Below are 24,333 nucleotides of genomic sequence, written 5' to 3'. Positions count from 1 at the left end.
ATGGGTATCTTCAGCCGTCGCCAGACCGCCGTCATCGAACGGAACCCGGCTGACGACACCGGCGTGTCGGGCACGGAGGCCGCGGCCCGGGGCGTCGCGCTCGACCCCGCGCTTCGCGCGCTGACCGGGCGATGGACCATCGACCGACCGCACAGTCGCATCGGCTTCTCCGTACGGCACGCGATGGTCACGACGGTGCGAGGGGCTTTCACCGACTACGACAGCATGCTCTACTTCGACGGAGCCCGGCCCTCCGAGTCGCGGGCCGACCTCGTCATCCGGGTCGCCAGTGTCGACACGGGCGTGGAACAGCGGGACGCGCACCTCGTCGGCCGCGACTTCTTCGACGTGGGCCGGTACCCGGAGATGGTCTTCCGCAGCACCTCCACCGTTCACGAGGGCGGTGAGACCTTCCGCATGACCGGGGACCTGACGATCCGCGACGTCACCCGGCCCGTCGACCTGCAACTCGACTACCTCGGCTCGGTCCTGGATCCGTTCGGCGCCGAGCGGGCCGGCTTCGACGGCACCACCACCATCGACCGTACGGAGTGGGGCCTGGTCTACAACCAGCGCCTGAAGGCGGGCGGCACGATGGTGAGCGAGAAGGTCCGGCTGCAGTTCGACATCTCCGCGGTCCGGTCGACGTCATAGGGCCGTGAAGTGCTGGTTGTCCGAGCCGTCGCAGTTCTGGATCCGCAGCGGCTCGCTCGGGCCGGCCAGGGTGAGGCAGAGCCCTCGCGCGGACGCCGGCCGGATCGTGGCCCCGTCACGGACGAACTTCTGATGCGCCCCGCCGTGGCAGTTCCACAGGACCAGGCCCGTGCCGGCCGGATACCTGGCGTCGGGGACGTCCAGGCAGCGGTCCTGGGTCAGCTCGGTATGGACGGTGCCGCGATCCGGGTCGTACCACCAGCCCTGGTTGCGGCCACCGTGGCACTCCCAGCCGAGGACGCCGGTGCCGTCGGCGCTCTCGGCGGCGTCGACGTCCACACAGGTGCCGGTCGCCCGGTTCGTCAGCGGTCGGTAGGCCGTGTCCCAGGCGTACGGGAAGAGGACCGGTTTGCCGGACGAGTCGACGTCCGCGCAGCTCGCCTCGTCGGCACCCGAGGCGTACAGCTGCGTGAGGCAGGAGGCGAAGGCGGCGTGGCCGCGCCTGTTGGGATGGAAGGACTGGCGGAGGGAGTTCTCGTCCGGCATGCCGGGCTTGGAGAGGTCGATGTAGGCGCCCCGGGCCCAGGTGTCCTCCATGCAGACCTCGTGGCCGTGGAAGAGCCGTGAGTTGTCGAGGTAGATGGCCCCGGTGTCGGCCGCGGCCTTGCGCATTCCGCGCTCGAAGGCGGGGACCGCGCTGTTGCGGCCCCAGACGGTGTCGGAGTCGTAGCCCAGGCCGCCGCAGGCGAGTTTACCGGCGAAGGCCGGGTTGTCGCGGAAGTCGGGGCCGATGGGGCTGGGGTAGCCCATGAGGACGAGTTCGTAGTCGCCGTCGGCGTAACCGGCGTCCCTCATCACGCTCTTCAGGTCGCGCACGGTCTGCTCGACCTTGGGCACGAGAGCGTCGACGCGGTCCTGCCAGCCGGGGGCGTACTTGGATTCGCAGGGGCCCCGGAGGAGCAGGTAGCGCGTGACGCAGTCGGTCATGACGGGGCCGAACTGGAGGTCGTCGTTGGCTCCGGCGACCAACAGCACCATCTTGACGCGGGTGTTGCGCGCCTTGATCGCGAGGCTGTCGCTCTGCACGAGTTCGTCGGCATACTGCTTGGCGCCGCCGATACGGATGTTGCCGGTGTACGCGCCGGAGCACGACACGTTGATCGTGAGGTCGGCGGGGATCCCGGTGCGGTGGATGGCGGCGTCCGGCGAGCGGTGGCACCAGTTGTCGGGGCCGTTGGTGCCGGGTTCGTAGGTGCCGATTCCCTCCCCCGAGATCTCGCTGTCGCCGAGTGAGATCAGGCTGGTCCTGCGGTCGCCGAGAGGTCGTTCCGCCGGGTTTCCGTAGAGCTTGGTGGCCTCGGCGGCGCGGATGGCCTCCAGTTCGGAGGAGAGCGGTACGGAGGAGACGGACTCGGCGGAGCCGGGCCGGGCGGCCTGCGCGGGTGCGGCGGCGGTGATGGATCCGCATACCACCGCCACCGCGGCGGCGGCCGTCAGCCAGTGGCGTCTGTGCCGTTTGCCCTTCACTGCACCTCCTGGTGGGTTCGGGTGTTACCAGGGGTTGTACTGACCGGTAGGCAACGTGGGAATGCTTGAAACAAGACAACTGCTCAACTTTGCTTCCCGCCCGCGGCTCGCCGGCAGCCGTCCGCGGTTCGCCCGCGGGTCATCGTGGTGTGCGCGGAGTCACGACGACGGTGACATGCGCGCCGGGCCGCGCCCGCACCCGCGCGATCGCCGCGCGGTCCCACGGCAGCACCGGCGTGGCCGTGCGGGCGCCGGTCAGCTCGATGCGCCAGCCGCCCGCCCGGGGCGGCACGGAGATCTCGGTGACACCGCGCCCGGCCCGGTACGACAGCCGGAAGGCTCCGCCGCCCGGCTCGTAGACCTCGGCGGTGACCCGGCCGGCGACCGCCGGGGCGTACGGCGCCGCGGTTTGCTCCTTGTTGGTCCGGAAGCGTCCCTCCGCGTCGACGGCGCAGTACCCTCCGCCGTAGCACCACACGTAGCCCGCCCAACCGGAGCCGTAGCGGTTCAGGGACGACAGGGCGTCACGGTAGAAGCGCCCCATGTTCGGCAGGGAGTTGTTGAGCGGGCCCCACTCGCCCACCACGACGGGAACGCGGTACCGGCGCGGATAGACGGTCACCGCGGACTCGTACGCCTCGATCCAGGCGGCCGAAGGGTCGTAGTCGGCGCCCGCCTCCATGGCCGTGTTGTAGAAGTGGGGCGCGTAGACGGCCTTCGGGTCGTCGATGCGGCCCAGACCGGTGGGGACGCCCTCCCCCACGATCGGGGTCGGTTCGAAGAAGATCCAGGAGTCGTCGTCGACGGAACGTACGGCGTCGGCGAGGCGGTTGTACAGCGGGGTGAGCTGATCGCGCTCTATGCGCCGGGCCGCCGTCGGCAGGTCCTCGCCCTGCCCGATCTCGCCCATGGGTTCGTTGATCAGGTCGTAGCCGAGGACGGCCGGATGGTCCCCGAGGCGTCCGGCCAGCACCCGCCACATGTCCGCCTGCGCGCGCCGCAGGTCCGGGTCCTCGTAGAGGTGGGTGAAGGCACGCTGCACGGCCGGTTCGAAGTACTCGGCGAACCAGTCGTCGGGGTGCGGCCGGAACGGCAGCCCGTCGGTCCTCGTCGCCCACTCGGGGATGCCGCGGTGCCCGAACGCGGGCCCGAAGACGTCCTGGTGCGCGTCGATCAGGACGTGGACGCGGTGCTTGTGCGCCCAGTCCAGGACGCGCTCGATCCTGCGGAGGTACCTCTCGCTGTACCCGCCCCGCTCGGGTTCGAGGTCGTCCCAGAAGACCAGCAGCCGCGCGAAGTTGAAGCCCCGGGCCCGCAGGTCCCGGAAGTGACGCTCGCCGATCGCGGACAGAGCGGCCTCGCCGCGGTGGGTCTTGTCCTCGACGTTCCAGCCGCGCAGGGTCAGGACGCGGCCCCGGTCGTCCGTGAGCCGGGGTATGCCGGGGGGCGGGTCCCCGTGGTCCTCGACGGCGGCCTTCGCGTGAGCGGTTCCGGTGGACAGCAGGATGATGCAGACGAGCGCGGCGCACAGACGGCGGTACATGGGGCCTCCGGCACGGTCGGTCGACAGTGCCGCAGATCACATCAGGAAAGCTGAGAATTGTTCAAGAGTGCGGGCGCCGAGGTCCGCCGCGGCCCGCCCCGGCGTCTCAGTCCTCCGCGATCAGGGCGGGAGTCGACCGGGTGAGCACCTCGCCGCGGAAGAAGGCGGGGCTGCGCCGGCGCATCACGCACATGATCACCACACCGAGTGCGAGCAGCCCCACGCCGATCACGAAGACCGATCCGACCCCGAGGACGGACGATCCGCTGCCGTATGCGGGGTCCCACATGTCGGCCAGCGTCTTGACGAAGACGGCCGCGAGCAGGCCGCCGCCGACGACCGGGAAGAGCCCCTTGAACATCAGGTCGCGCCCGGACCTCAGCAGGTCGGCGCGGAAGTACCAGGCGCAGGCGAAGGCCGTCAGCGCGTAGTAGAAGCAGATCATCAGGCCGAGCGCGTAGATCGTGTCGACCAGGACGTGCTCACTGACCAGCGTCATCACCGTGTAGAAGACGCCCGTGGCGATGCCCGCGGTGACCGTGGCACGGCCCGGGGTTCGAAAACGCGGGTGGACCCGGGCGTAGGAGGCGGGCAGTGCCTCGTAGGTCGACATGGCCAGGACCGTTCGGGCGACGGGGATGAACGTCGTCTGCAGGCTCGCCGCCGCCGACGCGAGGACCGCGACGAACAGCAGGACGCCGAGACCCGGGCCCATCACGGGGCCGGCGAGCGCGGCGAAGACGTTGTCCGACGTGTCGGGGTTGGCGAGTCCGAGGCCCTGGTCACCCGAGCCCACGGCCATCTGCGCGGCGACGCCCGTGGCCAGGTAGGAACCGACGAGCACGATCATGGCGACGAGCGCGGCCCGGCCCGGCGTACGACTGCTGCCGCTGGTCTCCTCGTTGGCCGTCAGACAGGCGTCCCAGCCCCAGTACATGAAGATCGACAGCGAGAGGCCCGCCGTGAAGGCGGCGAACGACTGGACTGCGAACGGGTTGAGCCACGACCAGGAGAAGTCGGCGGAGGTGGGGAGTCCAGCACTTCCGGCCTTCGAGAAGGCCATTGCCACGAAGACTGCCAGCACCAGGAGTTGCAGCGCCACCAAGGCGTACTGCAGGCCCTTGGTCGCCGTCATCCCGCGATAGCTGATCACCGTGGCGATCGCGATCAGCGCGAGGCAGGTCACGATGTGCACGACCTTGTTGCCGTCCAGTTCGGCCACCGAGACACTCCCGGTGATCTCTCCGGCAAGCAACCAGAAGTACGAAGTCGCCACGCCGGCCAGGTTCGACAGCACGATGATCGTGGCGATCACCAGGCCCCAGCCGCACATCCATCCCACGCGCGGACCGAACGCCTGCACCGTCCAGGTGAACGACGTGCCGCAGTCGGGCATCGCCTTGTTCAGCTCGCGGTAGGCGAAGGCGACGAGCAGCATCGGCAGGAAGCCGGCGAGGAACACCGCCGGCATCTGCGGCCCTACCTCGCCGGCGGTCGAGCCGAGCGTGGAGGTGAGGCAGTAGACCGGGGCCACGGTGGAGACGCCGATGACGGCACTGCCCATCAGGCCTACGGAATTCCCGTTGAGGCCCTTGGCGCGCATACCTTCGGCGGAGGCACCGTCGCCCGGCTCGGGGGCCTCCAGCCGCACGTCCAGCTGAGTCATGAACAAGACGTTAAGTCCTGCGGTTTCCGTGGTGGCCGTTACATGACTCGTCTCGCCGTCACTCACTTCACCATGGGATTGCAGGCAGCTTTGTTGATACACCTGCACTGCAGAGGAGAAGGGTCGGAAACACTCGCACCTCCCAAAGGACGGGCGATGACTGTCCGATATTCGGTTATCGCAGAAGTGGCCGATTCACGCGGTTCGGATGCGCCGCATGACCTGCGTCACACTTCCGGAACCCGTGGAAGGGGAGGGCCCGCTCACAGGCGAGCCGCCCCGCCCGCGCGCTCGTCCCGGCCGTCAGACGTGGCAGCGGCCGGAGGCGAGGAGACGGAGGTTCCCCGTCCCGGATCTGCACCCTCAGCCGCGACGACGTCCTCGACGACGGCACCACGCTGCGGCTGCTCTTGGGCACACACCCGGTAGAGATCCCGCCGCCGCTGGACGGGGATGCTCCGCGAACTGGTGCGCCACCCGGTCGGCAAGGCCCATCGCCTGGAACCCGGCCCGAGCCGATGGCCGTTCCCCGGGCCGGTCGGCCGATGGGGCCCGCCATGCCGCCCACCGGGCCCGCGGGGCGGACCGCGCCTGACACATCTCCCGGTCCTGCCGGGTAAGGGGCGGGACACACGGTGTGGGCGGGGGCCCTACAACAGGGCACCGCCGGACACCTCGAGGCGCTGGGCGGTGACCCATCGCAGGTCCTCGGAGGCGAGCGCGGCAATCGCGTCGCCGATCTCCTGCGGTTCACCGACGCGGCCGAGCGCGGTCTGCGCGCCCAAGCCCTCGCGCATCCGCGCGTCGTCCCGCATCGCACCGCCGTTGAAGTCGGTGGCGGTCGGCCCCGGCGCGATGGCGTTGACGCGGATCTTGCGCGCCCCCAGCTCCAGGGCCAAGGTCCGGCTGAGGACCTCGACCGCCGCCTTGGAGGCCGAGTAGACCGAGGTGCCGGTACTGGTGTGGCGGCTGAGGGAGGAGGAGACGTTGATGATCCGCCCCCCGTCGGCCAGCAGGGGCGCGAGCGCCTGGATGAGGAAGAACGTGCCTCGCACGTTGGTGTCCATCACCGCGTCGAAGTCGTCGACCGTGACCGCTTCCAACGGTCCGAACAGCCCGATCCCGGCATTGTTGACCAGGACATCCAGCCGGGTCGCATCCCAGCGCTCCAGTTGCGCAGCCAGGTGGGAGACGAAGGCGGGAAAGGAGGCCACGTCGCTGATGTCCAGCCGCAGTGCGGCGGCCGTGGCGCCGGATTCCTGAACGATTTCGACCGTCTCCTCGGCCTCCTGCGCGTCGCCGCGGTAGGTGACGATGACGCGCAGCCCGTGCCGGGCCAGCGCCTGGGCCGTAGCCCGGCCCAGCCCACGATTGCCGCCGGTCACCAACGCGATCCTGCCTGACTCCATGAGCACTTCTCTTTCGGGAACGGAGAGACGCCGGCCGGGAGTACTCCCGCCGACCGAATGCGAGTCGTGCGACTCGCCTCTTCGGCCACGTAAACATCTACACAGTGGCGAGTCAAGTGACTCGCCTCGTGATGAGTCATACTGAGCCCATGACCGCAGGACTCTCCGCGCACCATCAACGACTCGCACAGCGCAAGCGCGAGGCGATCACCGCAGCGGCCACGAAGCTGTTCCTGGAACGGGGCTATGACGGGACCTCGCTGGCGAAGATCGCCCAGGAAGCGGTCGTCTCGAAGTCCACGTTGTTCAAGCAGTTCCCCACCAAGGCAGCGCTCTTCGAAGCCATCGTCACCGAGTACTGGAAGGGCGGGCCGGACCCGGCGGCCTCCGCGAGGCAGCCCGGTGACCTGCGCGTCGGCCTGAGCTCCATCGGCCGCCAGTACGCCGACCTGATCGGCCGACCCGCGATGGCGGCCCTCTTCCGCATCGTCATCGCCGAACTGCCGCGCTTCCCGGAACTGGGACGGGTTCAGTTCGAGCTGGGCAAGCTGCCCTACTTCATCTCCGTCCAGCACTACCTGGAGGCCCAGCACGCCGCAGGCACTGCGGTGGTACCCGACGCGGAGAGCGCCACCAACCAGTTCCTCGGCATGATCGCCAACTACGTCCTGTGGCCGCGGATGCTGCTCGCCGACTGGAGCCCCGCACCTGCCGACATCGGTCGCGCGGTCGACGAGGCGGTCACGACGATGCTCGCCCGCTACGGTCGCAGCGCCAACGACTCGCAGCACTCCTGAAGGGCTCCGGCGCCCCTGCTGGTGCGGTCCGTGGAGGAGGCGGGACCGGCCGTGTCGTTCGGGACGGCGGCGCGGTCCCGTCGTAGGGGGTGCGGAGCCGCGGTACGCCACGTCCGCGTCGTCGGGGCGCGTCACCGGCCGGCCGTACTCCCGGCCGCTTCGGCTTGTACGTTCTCCACGATGGCGGGCCGACCGCGGACCGACCTCGACCGCTTGCCGCGCGGCGCGACCGTTGACGGCTCCGGCCTGCCCGGCCACATCTGAAGCGGTCGCGCGTCGACGGCCCGCCTCCCGTGACGGCACACCACCGTCTGGGCGGACGCGGTCCGCCGGGCATAGCCTGCGGCAAAGTGTCACGTACGTCAGCTGTCTCAGGAGGTACCGCATGCCTCAGCTTGTGACGTCCCGGGAGTTGGACGTCATCGTGGACCATCGGCTGTTCGGCCTGGTCGACGAGGAGGGCCAGGAGGGTGAGCGGCCGGCGTCGCCGCGGTCGGTCGGCAGTTTCGTCAGTTCCAACGCCACCATGCTCTACATCGGGTCGGACGAGGACATTCTCAACGCGCGGTTGCGGCTCGAGGCTTGGGACGGACCGGCGAGCGCCCTCGCGGACGAATGGCCGTCGACGGAGGTCCTGTCGCTGGACCTCCCCTCGGGCCGGTTCCTGGTGGACGAGATCGCCGCCGGGGGCAAGTCGGACGTCTTCCGGCTCCCGCATGCCGGCAGGTGGCGGGCGCGGGTGGGCTGGCGAGAGAACGCCCCTGCCCCGGACGGTGGCTTCGCGGAGCCGGGCGGCTGGGCACTGGTCCAGTTCTGGCCGGACGCGGACTGAGACGGACCGATACGTGTGCGGGGCCCGGCCTCGTCGGCCGGACCCCGCACAACTACTGGTCAGCGGTCAGCGGATGGGGATGTAGAACGCGTCCTGGTCGAGCAGCCGGTCGACGTCGTACCAGCGGCCGAGGCGCCGTCCGGCTTCCTGGTTGACCTCACTGTTGACCCATCGCGCCGAGTAGTGACGCTCGTACTGGGCACCACCGTACGGTTCGTCGGGGAACAGGTGACGTCCCGCCCCCTCGTAGGTCGAGGCCATGGGGTACTCGTCGCAGTCGTACGGACCCTGGTTCACCGGAAGGGTCGCCTTGAGGTCCTGCATCGCCTTGGTGGCGCAGAAGTTGCGGACGATGCGGCGGTTCTCGTCGTACCGGAAGCTCTGCTTCTCTCCCTTGGCCTGTGCGAGACGGTGGATCGGGTCGCCGGGTGTGCCGCCGGCCAGGTGCTTGTCCGCCTGCGTGGGCATCGTGGCCCCTGGGTTGACCCGGGCCCCTTCCAGGTGGGTGGCGACGCCGGCCACCTGCGCGTCGGACTTCGTGTAGGACATGCCCGGCACCGCCCGGTCGAACACGGACCCGAGCTTGTGCGACTGGAGGTACCACGCCGAGTCGAACCGCATGCCGCCTTCGGGGCTCTCGGTATCGATGATCTGGAAGTACCAGGGCAGATCGAACTCGTACTCGACGTGGAACACGCCGGTCGCGATCTGCTCCCCCCACAACGGGTCCGAGCTGATCGCCTGGGAGGCGATGTCGAAGTACGCCTCGTCGTTCACGCGCCACTCGTTGATGGTCTTCTCGGTCTCCTCGTTCTCGTGCGCGTAGCAGGCGTGGTCGTCGTTGAGGTTGGAGTCCTCGTCGGTGTAGGTGCCCTCGCACTCGATGGCGGCACTCATGTCCGCTCCGGAACCGGCGAACGGGCCGGTGGTGACGATGTTCTCGACCTTGAGCCGGAAGTCCGCCCAGCGGAAGTTGGGATGGTCCTCGTGTCCGCCCACCTTGCCGTAGCCGATCAGCGTGTTCGTCGAGGAGTAGACGCCGCTGATCTTGCACTGCGGCGGGAAGAGCCCGCATTCGAAGGCCGGCATGAACAGCAGGTGCTTCTGGCAGTACGAGTAGCGGTTCTTGATCCACCCGGCGTCCTGGGATGCCGCGTCGGAGTTGGCGCCGCACTCCTCCCAGTTGGTGTAGTCGTAGATGTCGGCCGGGATGCGGCCGTTCGGGAACCGTGAGGAGTCCACCACGTAGCTCGCCGGGTCTGCGGCGAGGGCCGCCCTCTTCGTCATCTGTGAAGGACCCGCGGAAGTCGACGGCTTGACGCCCAGCCGGTCCAGATCGCCGCGCTTCGTCACTTCCTCGACGAGCTTCCCCGGGTCGGCGATGAGCGCCGGGTCGGATATGACGTACGGGGTGATCTTGTAGGTGGTCCTTCGGTCTTCCTGCGGGCTCTGCGCCTGGGCCGGCAGGGCGCCGACCAGCAGCAGAGCCGCGGCGGCCAGACCGGTGAAGGCCGCCTTGAGGCGTAAGGATGTCACTGCGCTGTCCCCCTGTGAGTGCAGTAGGCGTGCGATACGTCAGTACAGACCCAAGGGATGATCGTGTACAGGTCAAGTACGGCCAATGGTCCGGCACAGCGGACTCGCCCCAGAGCCTGCTCAACGCCTTTGGCGCTGCGTGCCCGCGTGTCCGAAAAGCTCGACGCCGAGGCTGGCGGAGGTCCATTGCCACCGTTTCCGAGGAGCGGGATGACGCATTCCGGATGCCGGCCTCGCCGCCGGCGTCCTGCCACTGCTGGCTCGCGGCCGATCCGTCTCCACCTGGCAGGAACCGGCCTACCGGTCACCCGAGCGGGCCGCCCGGGTGGCCAGGGCGGTCGTGGACGCCCAGGACGGCGACTGAGAAGGCCCTGGTGCACATCGGTGAAATGACCGATGTGCGGGCGGCGGGGGTGTCGGCATAGTCCTCGGGAGATCGTTCGCGGGTGGCCGTCGTGCACCCGCTTTCCGAAGGGGACCTTCCATGGACACGTATGCGGATCTGGTGTTTCTCGGCGGACGGGTGGTCACGGTCGACGCCGAGTTCTCCGTCGCCTCGGCCCTGGCGGTGACCGGCGGGACCATCAGCGCCGTCGGTGGGCGGGACGACGTCGCGCCGCTCGTCGGGCCCGGCACCCGGGTGATCGACCTGCGCGGGGCAACGCTGCTGCCGGGTATCAACGACTCCCATCTGCACGGCTGCGCGTTCGGCATGGCGACGCCACCACTCTCCGTCGACCTCGGTCACCCCGCCGTGTCCTCCCTCTCGGACGTGGCCGAGGCGGTGCGGGTGGCCGTCGGGCGAACCCCGGGTGGGCAGTGGATCACGGGGCACGGCTGGGACACCGGTTACCTCCAGGAGTGCGTCACCGATCCGTCGCGACTGCCCTCGCGGCACGACCTGGACGACGTGAGCCCGGACCACCCCGTCGTCCTGTACTCCTTCTCCGGGCACGCCACCTGGGTCAACTCCAAGGCACTGGAGCTCATCGGGGTCGACCGGCACACCGTGGCACCGCCCGGCGGGGCCGTCGTCGTGGACGACGCCGGGGAGCCGACCGGCCTGCTCCACGAGGGCGCCCAGGCCCTCGTCCAGAACGCGCTGCCGCCGCTCAGCCGGCAGGAGCGGACCGACGCGATCAGGTCGACCCTCGCCACGCTCGCCCGGCTCGGCGTGACCAGTTACACCGAGCCCGGGCTCGGCCCCGGCGGCGACGGCATCATGCGGGGAGCGCTCGGCACGCAGACCCTCGACGTATACCGCCGGCTGCTGGCCGAAGGAGAACTGACCGCCCGCGTAGGCGTCCTGCTCCTGCCCACCGGAATGGCAGGCACCGCCGAGGAATTCGCCCGCACCCTCACCGCCCTCGGCGAATCCGGAGAGTCCGGCGACACGGATCCGCGCCGCCTCGCCATCCACGGGGTCAAGGTCTTCGCCGACGGCATCGTCCCCAACAAGACGGCCTGGATGAACGAGCCGTACGTCGGCGGTGGCTGCGGCTCCCTGTGCGTCGGCGGCGAGAACGACACCGAGCGGACCGCCGAGATCGACGCCATGATCCGGCATGCCCACACCGCCGGGTACCAGCTGGGCGTCCATGTCACCGGCGACCGCGCCGGCGACACCGTCGCGGACGCCTTCGCCGCGGCCATGGCCGAGTATCCGCGACCCGACGCCCGCCACTACGTCATCCACGGCGACTTCCTCACCGCCCACAGCATGAAGGTCCTGGCCGCACACGGCTTCGGCGCCAACATGAACCCCACCATCAAGTGGACCGTCGCCGACATGGAGGAGGAGTTCGTCGGCGCCGAACGGGCCGCGTACGCATGGCCCTATCGCGACGCCATCGACGCCGGCGTGCGGGTGGCGAGCGGGTCCGACGCCCCGGTCACGTTCCCGGACTGGCGCCAGGGCGTCGCCACCATGGTGCTGCGCGAGTCGAAGGCCACCGGCCGGGTCAGCGGCCCCGAGCAGCGCATCGGTCTGGCCGAGGCGATCCGTACGTACACGATCGACGCGGCCTGGCAGGACTTCGCCGACGACTGGAAGGGCTCCCTGGAGCAGGGCAAGGTGGCCGACCTCTGCGTACTCGACGGGGACCTGCTCGACGCCGACCCCCATGACATCCCGGACATTCCCGTGGTGCTCACCGTCGTGGAAGGGCGGGTCGTGCACGACGCCCTTCGCGATTGACGTATCCCGGGCCCATGATCATCCTTGGTGGATGGCAGCGGAGCGGAGCACGACGGACATCCTGGACGCGGCCGTCCACGTCCGTGAGGCCGCCAGAAGCGCCACGAACGGCGCGACCGGCGCCGACTCGGTCCTTGCGGCGCTGTCGGAGGTGATGGCGTACGACCACGCCTCCCTGGCCCGGTGGGATCCGTTGCGCCGACGCCACACCACCCTGGCGGGAAGCTACCCGGACGACGCGACGGCCTACATCGAGTCCCGCCTCCACCACGACCCGGTGTTCCCCGTGCTCCGCAGCCCCGCCCGGGGCGGCCTCTGGCTCAGGGACGTCCCCGGGCAGCTCCTGGCCGCCTCCCCCGGCTTCCAGGAGGTGCTGCGCCCCCTGGGCGTCGAGGACGGCGTGGCCCAGTGCCTGTTCGCCGCCGACGGCCGGTACGTCGGAATGCTGAACGTCAGTACCCGCCGTCCACGGCACACGTCCGACCCGGCGCGCGCCGTGGTCACCCTGCTCACCGAGGTGCTCGCCGCGGCCGTCGGCTCCCCGGCGTGCGCACCTCCCCGCCGGGTCGCCGCGGACGCGCGGCGGCCCGGCGGTCTCTCGCCACGGGAACTGCAGGTGCTGGCCGAACTGACCACCGGCCGCACCAACCGTGAGATCGCCGAGCGGCTCCACATCACGCCGCGCACCGTGGGGACCCACATCGAGCACATCCTCGCCAAGCTCGACCTGCCCAACCGCGCGGCCGCCGCCGCCAGAGCCGCCGCCTGGGGCATCGAACCCTCCCGCTGAGGCACCTCCGCCGGCGGTCCCGGGACCGTGTGCCGGCGGGTCCTAGGCGGAGGGGCGGGTGACCACGTTGATGTTGAACGCGTGGGCCCCCAGGCCCCCGGCGATGCCCATGAAGAGCAGGGCGAAGTGCTCCTGTCCACGTGCGGTGTCGATGCCGCCGATGTCCAGTTGGGACGACGCGGGCCAGCCGAGGTCGGTGAGCAGTCGGCCGGCGGTCCGCTTGGCTTCGGCGTCATCACCGGAGAGGAAGACGGTGCTCGGGCCGGCCAGACCGTCCGGTGCGGTCATCACGGTGGAGTCCATGGTGCACAACGTCTTGACGACGGGGGTCGAGGGGAAGGCCTGCTGAATCTGTTCCCCCAGACTGCTGTTGGGGTGGGAGAGCTCGCTGAAGTCGTCGGAGAGGCCCACCCCGACATCGATCAGCGGGGTGCCGGCCAGGGCCGCTGCCCCTATGGAGTGCAGCAGCTCCACCGAGACGGTCCCCGGAGTGGCGTTCACGAGCACCTCCGCGTGGGCGGCTGTTTCGTTCAGGCCCGCCACGGGAAGACCGAGGTCCGTCCGGTCCCCGGGCCGGCGCGAACCGAGGAGCACATCGTGTCCTGCGGCGCTCCAGCCGTGGGCCAGTGCTCGGGCGACATTGCCGGTACCAAGTAGTCCTATACGCATGGTCAGACGCTAGCCATTGCCGCCGGGGCGGCGAATCGGGCGGCGGACCCTGGTGGACCGGTACCAAAGGCCTAGTTCTGTGGTCGCTCCTCCCTCCCGGTTCCACCATCGATGGGCCAGATGCAACCTTTCGGTTGCACTGAGGGGAGAAAAGTGCAACCATCGAGTTGCATTGAGGGACACGAGGGAGGAAGCCATGAACGACACCACCCACACGGGCTCGGAGCTCGACGAGCTCGACCGGATCGCCCGGCAGATCGACATCGACGCCCCGGCCGACCGGGTATGGGAACTGGTAGTACGGCCCGGCTGGTACATCAATGACGGCGTGGTCGAGGAGGAGCAGGACCTGAGCCACGAGGGCGACGTGGCCGTGGTGCGCCATCCTTCGTTGGGCGAGTTCCGGTTCCGGACGATGGAGCTGGACAAGCCGCGCTACGCGGCGTTCCGCTGGATCGGGACCCCGTCCCGGGACGCGTCGACGCCCTCGACCCTGGTCGAGTTCTGGATCGACGAGAGGGACGGCGGCGGGGTGACCCTGCGCGTGGTGGAGAGCGGGTTCTCCAGCCTCGCCGACGATCCGGCGGCGTGGCTGAAGGAGCGCGAGGGCAACGACAAGGGCTGGCTCACCGAGCTGGCGGCCGCGAAGGCGTTCGCCGAGAAGAGTGCCCCGGCCCCGACGGGGCACTCGTGACCGCCCCCGCCCTTCCCGACGTGTGTGCCGCGCTCGGCGACGCGACGCGCTGGGAGATCCTCACCCGGCTCGGCGAAGGCCCCATGTCGGCGTCCGCTCTTGCCAGGGTCCTGCCGGTGAGTCGGCAGGCGATCGGCAAACACCTGGAGGTGCTGCGCGAGGTCGGGCTGGTCGAGTCCGAGCAGCGCGGGCGCGAGGTCGTGCACGTCGCCGTCGGGGCCCGACTCGGCGCGCTGGCCCACGAACTCGACCGGATGGGCCGCTCCTGGGAGACCCGTCTGTCGGGGATCAAGGAGCTGGCGGAGCGTCCCCGACCGGACGTCAAGGGCTGACGGCCTTCCAGGCCGGACCGGACCGCGCGTCTCATGCGTCTCCGGGGACCGCCATTTCCCCGAGCAGGGACCAGTCCTCCTGCGGGACCGTGGCGTTGACGATCCGGGGCGTCTCCACCAGGTGGGGCGGCAACGTTTTCCGGGCCTCGGCGAAGTGGCCGGAACCGACGTGCGCGGCACCGGCCTCTTCGTCGCGGAACGCTTCGAGCAGCACGTACTCGGTCGGGTCGTCGACGCTGCGGGACCAGTCGAACCACAGGCACCCGGGTTCGCCGCGGGTCGCCTCGGTGAAGGCGCGGGTGATGTCGGGCCAGGCGTCGGCGTACTCGGGCCGGACGCGGAACCTGGCGGTGATGAAGATCATGGGTGGTCCTCTCGGACGTTCGGGAATGGCCGTTCCTACGGTCAGGGGATCACGAGCGCGCGTCCTCGGACGCGTCGGCCCCGCGTGAGCCACCGCCGGGCCGGCGCAGCGCGAGTGCTTCGGCGAGTGCTTCGGTCACCCTTGGGCAGGGGTGAGCACCACGAAGTCCGCGTTCGACGGATCCACGCACACGGCCAGCCGGCCGACGCCCTCCGCGTCCTCGGGGCCCATCTGCACCCTGCCGCCGTTCTCGGTGACCGCGGCGACCGCGGCGTCGCAGTCGCTGACGGCGAAGACCGGGTGCCAGTACGGTCGGCCGTTCGCCAGAGCGAGATCCTGTTCGCGGACCTCCATGACGCCGCCGTGCATGCGCTCCTCGGGAAGGCCGGCCGGAGTGATGAGAGAGTACGTGCCCCCTCCGCCCGGCAGCGCCATGTCACCGAACCGCCAGCCGAAGACACCGCCGTAGAATTCCTTGGCCGCCGCCGCGTCGCTCGTGTACAACTCGGTCCAGCACAGTGAGCCGGGCTGGTCCACCAGCTCGACGCCCTTGTCCTTCCCCGGCTGCCATACGGCGAACTGACCGCCCGAAGGGTCGCTGTACTGGGCCATCCGGCCCCAGTCGTCGAGGTCCATCGGCGCCACCCGCACCGTGCCGCCCGCGCTCCGCACGGTCTGGGTCGTGGCGTCCGCGTCGCTGACGCGGTAGTAGATCATCCAGGCGGGGCGCGCGCCTTCTTCGGTGAGCTTGCCGAGCCCGGCGACGATCTTGCCGTCCTTGCGGAACATGCCCCCTTCCATGTCCTCTCCCATGGACTCGTAGTCCCAGCCGAACACGGCGCCGTAGAAGGCCGCGGCACCGCGGACGTCGGGGGTGCCGAGGTCGAGCCAGCAGGGAGAGCCGGGGACGAAGTCGTTGGTGATCACGGCGATACCCTTTCGCAGGTCCTGTGTGGACTCAGCGTGACACCCCGCACTGACACACGCCCGTCGTGCTGGTCCGGTCCGCGCGGGCCCCAATGACCGACCCGCGCTCCCCCTTGCCTGTGCTGTTACCTGTGCTGTTACCTGTGCTGTTACCTGTGCTGCTCCGTGTAGTGCGCGCGCAGCAGGTCGGCGCCCCAGTCGTGGCGGACGTGCCGCCAGACCGAGTGGGCGTGATTGCCGTCGTCCTGTGTGTTGTCGTACTCGATGAGCAGGTCCGGAGCTCGGACGCAGTAGTAGTGCCGGTCCCCGGGTGCGCGGCCGCCGGCCCAGGCGAAGGAGAGGGCGTCCAGTCCACGCGCCACCATGCCGGACCAGCACTCCCGCGCGTACTCCGCGGGCGCGCGGTCGAGGTAGCGGCGCACCAGACGCTCGAGCAGCCGCTGCTGGCCGGGCGTCATGGCGCCGTACGGCAGACCGGCCGGCAGCAGGTCCGGATCGGCGAACGGGTCGGCGCGGGAAAGGATGTCGTCCGGCGGCGCGGCGGCGAAGACCGCCCTCGTCCGTCGGCCGACGTCCAGGTCCGTGACCAGGCCCCGGGCCAGATCCTCCTCCGGCCCCAGCAGCCGGCGCCCGGCCTGCGGGCCGTCGGTGATCCGCGCCGGCTCCGCACCGATGAAGTGCGGCGTCACCCGGATCCCGGCCGCCGTGATCAGTACGTGCACGGCGAGGTGGTGGCCGTTCATCCGCCAGCCCCAGGGACCGTCACCGTCCGGGTCGCCCAGCAGCCGCACCCAGTAGCGGTCGGCCCCCGTGGCGCCGACCGTGGCGCGGCGGTGCCGCTCCACCTCGATCGCCCCGCGCGCCAACGCCGCACCCGGCGCACTGTGCGCCGCGGCCAGCAGCGCATCGACAGCCTCGCGCTGCCGGCCGCCGAGGCCCTCGGTGGGCAGACCGGGGCGCGGGCCCGGCAGATAGGTCCACTCCCGCAGTTCGGGCGCGTCCAGCCTGGCGGGCCCCGCACGCAGCTCGCGCACCTGCTCCGGCTCCAGCACGGAGAGCAGCGCACGCGCCGCCTCCCGCATCTGCGCGTCCGCCGCCTCCGATCGATGCCCGTCCACGGTTTCTCCTCCCCCTCGGCCCTCGACGCGGCGCGTCCTCGGGGCGATGCCACACCTTGCGATACATGGTCCGCCACCCGGCCGCGAGGGGACACCGGATTCCCGGGTTCGCCGAAGCCGGCCGCCTGCCGAACGTGCGCTCCGGTCCGCATCGGCGGGCACACGGGAGTCCTCCCGCAACCGGAGGGCCACCGTCACTCGTGCACCTTGCACGTTCTGGCGCAAATCGCGCATCGGACGTGACGGACGCGGGTAGCCTGCCAGATATGCCAGAGACGGGGCCCCCTTTCACCGGCGCATCCGAACTGCTGTCCACAATCGGGGAGTTGGCTAGGCGACCCCGCTTTCTGGCCAGGACCTCGGACGACGAAGTTCGAGGCGAACGGCCACTGCCTCTGGTCTGCCTCGTGCGCGACCGAGGCACGGACGATTTCCTCTCCGTACTCAATGAGCGGCTGGAGGCGTCCGACCACCGGTCCTCGGTACCCCACGCCTATATCGACGCCCACTCGGTGGACGACTCGGTGACGGACCGCTGGCAGGACGTCCAGGACCGGTCGCTTCCGCTGGTTCCGCTGCTCGACGAGCTGAGGACCAAACTCGCCGGCGACCGCTTCGGCCCCGGGCGGCCCTTCCGCTTCGACTACTACCGGCTGGCCGACTGGCTGACCGGACAGCGGCTGTCGCCCACACCGGGACGCCACGAGCAACAACTGGCCGACCTGCTGCGCCATTGGAGTGGCCGGGCGCACCGGTCGGACCCCGGCGCTCTCACCACCTCCACGGCCGCCGCCCCCTCGGCCTTCAGCCTCATCGGATCCACCCTGTATCTGCTCGTGGAGGCCGGCCGCCGTATGGGGCTGCGCTGGCTGGGGCGGCGCAGCCCCGGCCTCGGGCGGGAGGCACGCTGGTTCATGCGGCGACAGCCGTTCATGGTGCCCCGCCACTCGACCAGCTTCCGTGGGTTCGCCGAGCGGCTGACGGAACGCGGCCGGGAAGCGGAGAGCCCCGAGCAGATCAAGAAGCTGCTGGTGCACGCTTTCCTGGAAGATCTGCGCCGGGCGTACCGCCGTCGACGCTGGGTCGTCTTCCCCAAGCGCTCCGGATGGCGCCGTACGACCTACACGACCGTCCTGCTCGACAACATCACCGACGCCAACGGCGGCTGGGAACTGCTGCGGCTCATCAGCGAGGTCCGCAACGAGACAGGAGAACTCGACCCCCTCCTCGTCGTCGCGGCAACCGACGAACGCCCGGCTGCGCTCGATGCGGGGGACTCCGGCACTCTTTGGAGTCCCCAGGATGCCCCCGCCGCGCTGACGGCGTGGCTGGACAACCTGCCCAGCAAACGGCAACGCCTGGTGGAGAACGCCCGTTACCTGTGGATCGCGCTGCCGCCCTCACAAGTGAGCCGGCCCGACGGCCGGGAAGCCCGGGTGAGATCAGGGGACTTCCGTCCGCCCTCGCCGCCCTTGCTGGCCCGACGGGGCATCGGCGAAACCCTGCTGACGATCGCCATGGTCCTGGTGCTGCTTCCAGTGACCCGGAACGTCATCGACTCGTGGGCCGCCGAGTGCGTCTACTTCCGTTCCGGTTTCCACGACGGCGTGTCGGTCAAGACCGTCGAGATCGGCCGGGACGACCGCCAGTGCATCGGCTACAGCGACGACGCCGTGCAGATCTTCGGCACCAACAAGCGTCTGCGCTGGGCTCAGCAGGCCATCTTCGCGCAGAACGAGGTGGCGAAGAAGCTGCACCGCCAGCAGCCCGGCCGCCCCTATCTCAGCATCGTGCACTTCGTAGGGCTGACCCACCGAGAGGCCGCGCCCGACACCGATCACGCCGCCGCGGAGGAACTCGAAGGGCTCCTCCTGCGTCAGCGGGCACAGAACGTCAAGTCCAAGACGCAGCCGTTACTGCGCGTCATCGTGGCGAACGGCGGAGACGGTATGCGCAAGGCGCCCGAGGTGGCGCGTGACATGCTCCGACCGCTGTTCGACGAGGATCCGTCGGTGGTCGCTGTCGTCGGCCTGGACCGCACGGTCAGGGAGACCGAGCAGGCGATCACCGAGACCGGCCTCGCCGGTGTTCCGGCCATCGGCACCACTCTGACCGGTTCGGGGCTGGGCGACAGATCACCGCTGTACTTCCAGATGGTCCCCGACAACACGGTGCAGGCGCAGCTGATCGCCGGCTACGCGCAGCTGCTCGAGGCGCGGAAAGTCACTCTGTACCACCCTGAGAAGACGGACAGCTACATCGACACTCTGGCCGAGGCGGCCGACGCGGAACTGGGCGAGCGGAACGTGCCAGTGGCAGAGACGACATGGGACGACTCAGCCGGCGAGGTCGCTTCCCTGTGTGCGGACGGGATCGACCGGAGCGATGAGATCGTCTACTACATAGGGCGCGAGGACGACTTCGGGGACTTCATCCGATCCGCGACCAACGGCTGTACCAGTCAGCGGAAGCTGCCCCTCATCGTCGCCGCCGACGCGGTCTCCCGGTTCGTCGCGCAGGGGGAGAACCGTAGGCAGAGCGCGCTGGCGAACCGGTCGATGTCGTACGTCGGGATGGGCAGCCTCGTCACGCTGGCGGGTGCGTCGTGCTCACAAGAGGGGCGCCCCGCGCCCCTGATGGGAATCGGGACGCCCTTGGACGCGTTCTGCGCGGGCTACGGAAAGCTCCGCACGGAACTCGGGAAGGCGCTGCCCGAGAAGGAGTCACCGCAGACTCCGTGGCCGGCCGAACGGACCGGCACGGCGTACGACGTGGCGGGACTGCTCGTCGAGGCCACTTCCACATTGCACCAGCGGTTGGACACTGGGACGAAGGGAACGGCGCCGCACCGGGCGGCGATCGCCCAGGAACTGCGGGAGAACACCTACCAGGGTGCGACCGGGAAGATCGACTTTCGGGCCTCACGCATCGGCAACGAGCGCAATCTCGCGATCCTGCGGATCGCCAATATCCACGACATGGGCTCCGCACCCACCTGCCTGTACATGAAGGGCGACCTGTTCGACGCGCAGCAGCGGCGCGCCCCGGACACCGGTTGTCCCGGGTAGCGGCTCATCCCTCGCCGCGTGCCCTCATCACCGTCCTGTTCAGCACCCACAGCCCGATGCCGATGACCAGCAGCACGCCCGCCCGGATGTAGACGTGCGCGGGCCGGTCGGACAGAGGGCTGGCCAGGATGAGGGAGGTGACCGCGCCCAGCACCGGCAGAGCGGTCGGCGTACGGAAGTGCTTGTGCTCGACGCGGTCGCGGCGCAGGACCAGTACGGCGATGTTGACGACGGCGAAGACGCACAGGAGCAGGAAGGCCGTGGTGTCGCCGAGGCCCGCGATCTCCCCGGTGGAGACCAGTCCGATGGCGAGTACGGAGACGAAGACGATCCCGACGACCGGTGTACGCCGCCGGGGAAGAACGCGGCCCAGGGCACGCGGCAGGATGCGTTCGTTCGCCATGCCGTAGCAGAGCCGGGAGGCCATCATGATGTTGATCAGTGCCGAGTTCGTGACCGCGAACAGGGCGATCAGCGCGAACAGCTTCGGCGGGAAGTCCAGCCCGCCTGCCTTGACGACCTCCAGCAGCGGGCCGCTGGAACCCTCCAGCACGCGGTAGTCGACGAGCAGCGAGGAGACCAGGGCGACCAGGACGTAGATGGTCCCGGTGACGGCGACGCCGATGAAGATGGCGCGCGGAAACGTGCGCACCGGATCCTGGGTCTCCTCCGCCATGTTGACGGAGTCCTCGAAGCCCACGAAGGCGAAGAAGCCGAGGGCCGTCGCCCCCAGCACGCTGGTGATCAGTGCGTAGCCGGTGCCCCCGGCCTGGAACTCGCCGAGCCGGGAGGGGTCACCGTCACCGGTGAGGACCGCCCAGGCGCCGACGGCGAGGATGACGAACAGGCCGGTCAGCTCGACCAGGGTGAGAACCACATTGGTCTTCACCGACTCGGACACGCCGCGCAGGTTGAGGGCCGCGAGGGCGAGGATGAAGAGGATCGCGATGAGAGTGGGCGGGAAGAAGTCCGTGAACTCGGCGAGGTAGTCGCCGCTGAAGGCGCGCGCCGCCGCGCTCGCCGAGGACAGGCCCGAACACATGACCATGAAGGCGACGATGAAGGTGAGGAACGGAACCTGGAACGCCTTCTGGGTGTACAGCGCGGCCCCGGCCGCCTTCGGATACTTGCCGACGAGTTCCACGTACGAGGCCGCTGTCAGGATCGCCACGACGAACCCGATGACGAACGGCAGCCACAGCGCCCCGCCGACTTTGCCCGCGACCTGACCGGTGGTCGCGTAGATGCCGGTACCGAGGATGTCGCCGATCACGAACAGGATCAGCAGTTTGGGACCGATGACCCGCCGCAAGGGGGTGCCGGCGCCCGCTCCCTCCGGCGAAGCAGTGGCGTCTCGTCCGCCTGTGGTCACGGAGGCCCCCTGATGTGTCTGGTACCGAACAACGTCTCCTCTGCCCGGAGCGCCGGTTGATCATGCCCGTGCATACTGCAATCGGAAGCACGCCGACGGGACCGGCGCCGGCGGACTTGCCGCATGCGGAGGCTCGGCACCGGAACGAGGAAGAGCGACGTGAAAACCCTTCAGGCCGGGTCCACGTCGGTGTGCAGCAGGTGGTGGTCCGAGTACGGAGTGGGTCGCACTCGGTGTTCGAGCGGGGTGAGGCCTCGCAGGAAGACGTAGTCGAACTTGCTCTGCCAGTCGGTGGTCGGCTCGCAGGAGCCGGCGGGCGAGGGGCGGCACTGGGGGTCTGTGTCCGCGGCCAGGGCCCACATCCGGGCGAGTTCGGGAGCGTCCGGCACGGCGTTGAAATCGCCGAGTACGACCGCGCGGTCGTACCGAGCGACCTCAGCGGCGAGTACCCCGGCCTGGTCCGCTCGGACTGCTTCCTGACGTCGCTGGGCGAGGTGTGTGTTGAAGACGCGGACGGGCTGACCGCCCACCAGGGTGGTGACCGCCATGTATCCACGGTCTTCGGAACCACCGTCGGGGTATTCCACGCGAACGCGGTCTGTCATCGGTGCTGCGGAGAGAACCGCCTGACCGAAGCCCCCCGGATTCCACGGCACTCCCCCGCAGCGGCCCCGGTGTTGGAGAACCATCCCGTACTCGACGTGATAGTCAAGCCCGTAAAGGCTCGCCAGGTGATCCCGGATCCTCTCGACGTCACGCACGCACGCTTCCTGCAGGCCGATGACCTGGGGCGCGTATGTCGCGATCTCCGCCGCCCGGTCGACGTTGCTCACCTCGCAGGGGTTGCATATGTTCCACGTCATGACCCGGTTCGGTACGACATCCCCGACGGCATCGACGGGCAGTGACCGCACGAAGAGGGCATGGCCCGGTGCACTGGGGCCGACGAGCAGCATGCAGACCACGGTCATGGCGCCTGTGAGCAGCCACCTGCCCCTTGCGAGCACCATCGCCTCCTGATTGTCGATCCACATGGCAACTGACGTCTCCACACGCAAGGTTATGGGACGGGGGCGACGCGGACGGCTTCGTCGATGGCCGCCCGGTTCGGCCGCCCGGTTCCGACAGCCGGGAGACGGACGGCGTCGTGAGCAACCGCGATGCTAGCTTTGCCTCTTGAGCCAGGGGGGCAGCACGTGACATCGACCACGTTTCGCATCGGCGGGGACCTGGGAGTACGGCGGCTCGGGTTCGGAGCCATGCACTTGCCGACGGAGCCGGGTGCAGCCCGCGAGAACTCTCTCGCGGTGGCCCGAAGGGCCGTTGAGCTGGGCGTCACTCTGATTGACACCGCGTACATGTACGGCGGGGGCGCCAACGAGGAACTGCTGGCCGAGGCCCTGCACCCCTACCCGGATGGGTTGCTGATCACCACCAAGGTCGGCGTCGCCCGATCGGGCCCTTCAGGCGAGTGGAGGCTCGATGGGCAGCCGGCCGTTCTGCGCGATCAGGTCGAGCGGGCGTTGCGCCGGCTGCGCGTCGAACGGATCGAGCTGCTCCAGCTGCACCGGATCGATCCGGAGACGCCGCTCGCCGATCAGCTCGGCACGCTGCGGGACCTGCGAGCCGAGGGCAAGATCGGCCGCATCGGACTGTCCGAGGTCACCGTGGACGAACTTGACCAGGCACGGCAGATCGTCGACGTCGCGAGCGTTCAGAACCGCTACAACGTGCTCGACCGCGAGCACGAACCGGTACTCGCCGCCTGCGAGTCCGCGGGGATCGCGTTCCTGCCGTGGCGTCCTGTCGCCTGGGGAGATTCCGGAGCGAGGGCCGAGGTCGCCGCGGTGGCGGACGAGCTCGATGCCACTCCCACGCAGGTTGCGCTCGCATGGCTCCTCGGCCACTCGCCCGTCATCCTCCCGATCCCGGGTACCGCCCGGGTGAACCATCTGGAGGAGAACCTCGCCTCGGAACGCGTCCACCTGACATCCGACCACCGCGATCGCCTCGACCGGCTGTCCGCCCTGGCGTAGGCCCTGAGCCCGGCACGGGGTCTCCTAGCCAGGGCCGGCGGTCCGCTCGGCCGGTACCTCGGAGTGGTGAGGGCAGGATGCGGCGACCACGAAGGGCCACACCGACTGGATGAACGTCACGACGCGTTCCGCGACGCCGGCGTTGCCGTGCCGGTCCATCTCGATCAGGAACCATGCTCCGCCGGCGGCCGTCAGGACGGTCACCACGATCGAGGGCGCAAGCCTCAGAGCCCAGGGAGCGGCTGCGCCGCCGTTGGCGGCCAGCACCGGCCACACCGCCAGGAGTGTGAACCCGACCGCCACCACCGCTCCGTGACGCAGTGAACCCCCGCTGGTCGGTGCGGGGAGCAGTACCACCGCCAGCGCCGCGAGACCGCCGCCGCCCAACGCCACGCGTCCGGCGGTGGCAGCTGTCCGCAGCCCCCAGGCGGTCAGCAGGTGGCAGGCGCCCAGAGCCAGGAACGCCGCCGTCATCACCCAGAAACCGGAAGCCCCGTAGGCCCCCAGGGCACTGATCGTCTCGGTGACGGGGTCGTAGGCGGGCCCTTCGAACAGTGCCGCACCCGTCCAGCCCCCGATCAGCAGGAGGGGCGCACACCCTGACGAGAGCAAGACCCATCTAGGGGCAAGTCGCATTTGAACACCATAAAACGTCGCATCCGTCCGGAGCGGAACCCCGGGCTTCTCCGGCCGCACCATGCGCGGCACGCCGCCCGACGGAGTGGTCAGGCGGCGTGGCAGAGCACCGCGGGGGCGGCCGGGGCGGCGTGGCGGAGCACCGTGGGGGCGGCCGGGGCGGAGT

At 69.8% G+C, this 24,333-nt stretch carries 21 protein-coding genes; 9 read left to right on the top strand and 12 right to left on the bottom strand.

All coding sequences use genetic code 11. The features are described 5' to 3' along the window. On the top strand, positions 1–654 hold the full coding sequence (locus EBH09_RS35705) for a YceI family protein (protein WP_121750902.1): 654 nt from the start codon (positions 1–3) through the stop codon (positions 652–654). Here EBH09_RS35705 and EBH09_RS35700 read toward each other — a convergent pair. From EBH09_RS35700 to EBH09_RS35685, 4 genes are all read right to left on the bottom strand, one after another. Continuing rightward, positions 649–2,181 carry a ricin-type beta-trefoil lectin domain protein gene (locus EBH09_RS35700; RefSeq protein WP_121750901.1) on the bottom strand — a complete coding sequence of 511 codons (1,533 nt, stop codon included), beginning with the start codon at positions 2,179–2,181 and terminating at the stop codon, positions 649–651. The two genes, EBH09_RS35705 and EBH09_RS35700, sit on opposite strands and share 6 nt — an antisense overlap. A 139-nt stretch (positions 2,182–2,320) precedes the next feature. After that, positions 2,321–3,724 carry a cellulase family glycosylhydrolase gene (locus EBH09_RS35695; RefSeq protein WP_121750900.1) on the bottom strand — a complete coding sequence of 468 codons (1,404 nt, stop codon included), beginning with the start codon at positions 3,722–3,724 and terminating at the stop codon, positions 2,321–2,323. A 106-nt stretch (positions 3,725–3,830) separates the two neighbouring features. Next, positions 3,831–5,390 (bottom strand): APC family permease, encoded by a 1,560-nt coding sequence (locus EBH09_RS35690; RefSeq protein ID WP_121751183.1) that lies wholly within the window; start codon positions 5,388–5,390, stop codon positions 3,831–3,833. A 650-nt stretch (positions 5,391–6,040) separates the two neighbouring features. After that, positions 6,041–6,799 (bottom strand): SDR family oxidoreductase, encoded by a 759-nt coding sequence (locus EBH09_RS35685; RefSeq protein WP_121751182.1) that lies wholly within the window; start codon positions 6,797–6,799, stop codon positions 6,041–6,043. Positions 6,800–6,948: 149 nt separating this feature from the next. Between EBH09_RS35685 and EBH09_RS35680 the strand changes: the two genes are divergently transcribed. Both EBH09_RS35680 and EBH09_RS35675 read left to right on the top strand, forming a co-directional pair. Further along, complete coding sequence (locus tag EBH09_RS35680; protein ID WP_121750899.1) at positions 6,949–7,596, top strand: TetR/AcrR family transcriptional regulator; 648 nt, start codon at positions 6,949–6,951, stop codon at positions 7,594–7,596. A 385-nt stretch (positions 7,597–7,981) separates the two neighbouring features. Beyond that, positions 7,982–8,428 carry a hypothetical protein gene (locus EBH09_RS35675; protein WP_153182727.1) on the top strand — a complete coding sequence of 149 codons (447 nt, stop codon included), beginning with the start codon at positions 7,982–7,984 and terminating at the stop codon, positions 8,426–8,428. Positions 8,429–8,494: 66 nt separating this feature from the next. Here the strand turns inward: EBH09_RS35675 and EBH09_RS35670 are convergent, their stop codons facing one another. Then, entirely contained in the window at positions 8,495–9,964 is a 1,470-nt protein-coding gene (locus EBH09_RS35670) for a hypothetical protein (RefSeq protein ID WP_121750897.1), read from the bottom strand. Positions 9,965–10,448: 484 nt separating this feature from the next. Between EBH09_RS35670 and EBH09_RS35665 the strand changes: the two genes are divergently transcribed. Further along, complete coding sequence (locus EBH09_RS35665; RefSeq protein WP_121750896.1) at positions 10,449–12,161, top strand: amidohydrolase; 1,713 nt, start codon at positions 10,449–10,451, stop codon at positions 12,159–12,161. Between the two features lie 31 nt (positions 12,162–12,192). Then, positions 12,193–12,951, top strand: coding sequence for a LuxR family transcriptional regulator (locus tag EBH09_RS35660; RefSeq protein WP_121750895.1), 759 nt, complete (start codon positions 12,193–12,195; stop codon positions 12,949–12,951). A gap of 42 nt (positions 12,952–12,993) precedes the next feature. On the opposite strand, the gene EBH09_RS35655 is transcribed toward EBH09_RS35660, so the two are convergent. Further along, positions 12,994–13,620 carry an NAD(P)-binding domain-containing protein gene (locus EBH09_RS35655; RefSeq protein WP_121750894.1) on the bottom strand — a complete coding sequence of 209 codons (627 nt, stop codon included), beginning with the start codon at positions 13,618–13,620 and terminating at the stop codon, positions 12,994–12,996. 196 nt (positions 13,621–13,816) lie between these two features. Here EBH09_RS35655 and EBH09_RS35650 point away from each other — a divergent pair, with 196 nt between their 5' ends. Both EBH09_RS35650 and EBH09_RS35645 read left to right on the top strand, forming a co-directional pair. After that, a complete protein-coding gene (locus tag EBH09_RS35650) occupies positions 13,817–14,314 on the top strand; it encodes an ATPase (protein WP_121750893.1) in 498 nt (165 codons plus the stop codon). Next, positions 14,311–14,646, top strand: a complete 336-nt coding sequence (locus EBH09_RS35645; RefSeq protein ID WP_121750892.1) for a metalloregulator ArsR/SmtB family transcription factor — start codon at positions 14,311–14,313, stop codon at positions 14,644–14,646. Before EBH09_RS35650 ends, EBH09_RS35645 begins: the two co-directional genes overlap by 4 nt. A gap of 31 nt (positions 14,647–14,677) precedes the next feature. Here the strand turns inward: EBH09_RS35645 and EBH09_RS35640 are convergent, their stop codons facing one another. The 3 genes from EBH09_RS35640 to EBH09_RS35630 form a co-directional block, all read right to left on the bottom strand. After that, positions 14,678–15,010 carry a putative quinol monooxygenase gene (locus tag EBH09_RS35640; protein ID WP_121750891.1) on the bottom strand — a complete coding sequence of 111 codons (333 nt, stop codon included), beginning with the start codon at positions 15,008–15,010 and terminating at the stop codon, positions 14,678–14,680. Between the two features lie 135 nt (positions 15,011–15,145). Further along, positions 15,146–15,937 carry a VOC family protein gene (locus EBH09_RS35635; RefSeq protein WP_121750890.1) on the bottom strand — a complete coding sequence of 264 codons (792 nt, stop codon included), beginning with the start codon at positions 15,935–15,937 and terminating at the stop codon, positions 15,146–15,148. Between the two features lie 149 nt (positions 15,938–16,086). Next, positions 16,087–17,055, bottom strand: a complete 969-nt coding sequence (locus tag EBH09_RS35630) for a DUF3500 domain-containing protein (protein WP_238697541.1) — start codon at positions 17,053–17,055, stop codon at positions 16,087–16,089. Between the two features lie 266 nt (positions 17,056–17,321). Between EBH09_RS35630 and EBH09_RS35625 the strand changes: the two genes are divergently transcribed. After that, entirely contained in the window at positions 17,322–20,123 is a 2,802-nt protein-coding gene (locus EBH09_RS35625; RefSeq protein WP_193776704.1) for a hypothetical protein, read from the top strand. A gap of 4 nt (positions 20,124–20,127) precedes the next feature. On the opposite strand, the gene EBH09_RS35620 is transcribed toward EBH09_RS35625, so the two are convergent. Then, the gene (locus EBH09_RS35620) at positions 20,128–21,495 is read right to left on the bottom strand and encodes an APC family permease (protein ID WP_121750888.1); all 1,368 of its coding nucleotides are present in this window, start codon (positions 21,493–21,495) and stop codon (positions 20,128–20,130) included. A gap of 170 nt (positions 21,496–21,665) precedes the next feature. Beyond that, positions 21,666–22,505 (bottom strand): endonuclease/exonuclease/phosphatase family protein, encoded by an 840-nt coding sequence (locus tag EBH09_RS35615; RefSeq protein WP_238697593.1) that lies wholly within the window; start codon positions 22,503–22,505, stop codon positions 21,666–21,668. Positions 22,506–22,691: 186 nt separating this feature from the next. Here EBH09_RS35615 and EBH09_RS35610 point away from each other — a divergent pair, with 186 nt between their 5' ends. Further along, positions 22,692–23,531: an aldo/keto reductase gene (locus EBH09_RS35610; RefSeq protein WP_121750886.1), complete on the top strand. Its 840-nt coding sequence runs from the start codon at positions 22,692–22,694 to the stop codon at positions 23,529–23,531. Between the two features lie 24 nt (positions 23,532–23,555). On the opposite strand, the gene EBH09_RS35605 is transcribed toward EBH09_RS35610, so the two are convergent. Then, a complete protein-coding gene (locus EBH09_RS35605) occupies positions 23,556–24,167 on the bottom strand; it encodes a DUF998 domain-containing protein (RefSeq protein ID WP_121750885.1) in 612 nt (203 codons plus the stop codon). Positions 24,168–24,333 lie beyond the last annotated feature (166 nt).

Origin of the sequence: Streptomyces sp. E2N166 (genome assembly GCF_003671715.1) — a bacterium.
Classification (GTDB): domain Bacteria; phylum Actinomycetota; class Actinomycetes; order Streptomycetales; family Streptomycetaceae; genus Streptomyces; species Streptomyces thinghirensis.
Note: the sequence above shows the minus strand (reverse complement) of the source record. Positions and strands in the feature narration are given on the sequence as shown.

Excerpts from the sequence above, each read along its gene's own strand:
- EBH09_RS35690 (WP_121751183.1), bottom strand. The coding sequence starts at position 5,390 with ATGACTCAGCTGGACGTGCGGCTGGAGGCCCCCGAGCCGGGCGACGGT.
- EBH09_RS35640 (WP_121750891.1), bottom strand. The coding sequence starts at position 15,010 with ATGATCTTCATCACCGCCAGGTTCCGCGTCCGGCCCGAGTACGCCGAC.
- EBH09_RS35705 (WP_121750902.1), top strand. The coding sequence starts at position 1 with ATGGGTATCTTCAGCCGTCGCCAGACCGCCGTCATCGAACGGAACCCG.
- EBH09_RS35680 (WP_121750899.1), top strand. The coding sequence starts at position 6,949 with ATGACCGCAGGACTCTCCGCGCACCATCAACGACTCGCACAGCGCAAG.
- EBH09_RS35660 (WP_121750895.1), top strand. The coding sequence starts at position 12,193 with ATGGCAGCGGAGCGGAGCACGACGGACATCCTGGACGCGGCCGTCCAC.
- EBH09_RS35665 (WP_121750896.1), top strand. The coding sequence starts at position 10,449 with ATGGACACGTATGCGGATCTGGTGTTTCTCGGCGGACGGGTGGTCACG.
- EBH09_RS35605 (WP_121750885.1), bottom strand. The coding sequence starts at position 24,167 with ATGCGACTTGCCCCTAGATGGGTCTTGCTCTCGTCAGGGTGTGCGCCC.
- EBH09_RS35615 (WP_238697593.1), bottom strand. The coding sequence starts at position 22,505 with ATGGTGCTCGCAAGGGGCAGGTGGCTGCTCACAGGCGCCATGACCGTG.
- EBH09_RS35695 (WP_121750900.1), bottom strand. The coding sequence starts at position 3,724 with ATGTACCGCCGTCTGTGCGCCGCGCTCGTCTGCATCATCCTGCTGTCC.
- EBH09_RS35685 (WP_121751182.1), bottom strand. The coding sequence starts at position 6,799 with ATGGAGTCAGGCAGGATCGCGTTGGTGACCGGCGGCAATCGTGGGCTG.
- EBH09_RS35650 (WP_121750893.1), top strand. The coding sequence starts at position 13,817 with ATGAACGACACCACCCACACGGGCTCGGAGCTCGACGAGCTCGACCGG.
- EBH09_RS35625 (WP_193776704.1), top strand. The coding sequence starts at position 17,322 with ATGCCAGAGACGGGGCCCCCTTTCACCGGCGCATCCGAACTGCTGTCC.
- EBH09_RS35675 (WP_153182727.1), top strand. The coding sequence starts at position 7,982 with ATGCCTCAGCTTGTGACGTCCCGGGAGTTGGACGTCATCGTGGACCAT.
- EBH09_RS35655 (WP_121750894.1), bottom strand. The coding sequence starts at position 13,620 with ATGCGTATAGGACTACTTGGTACCGGCAATGTCGCCCGAGCACTGGCC.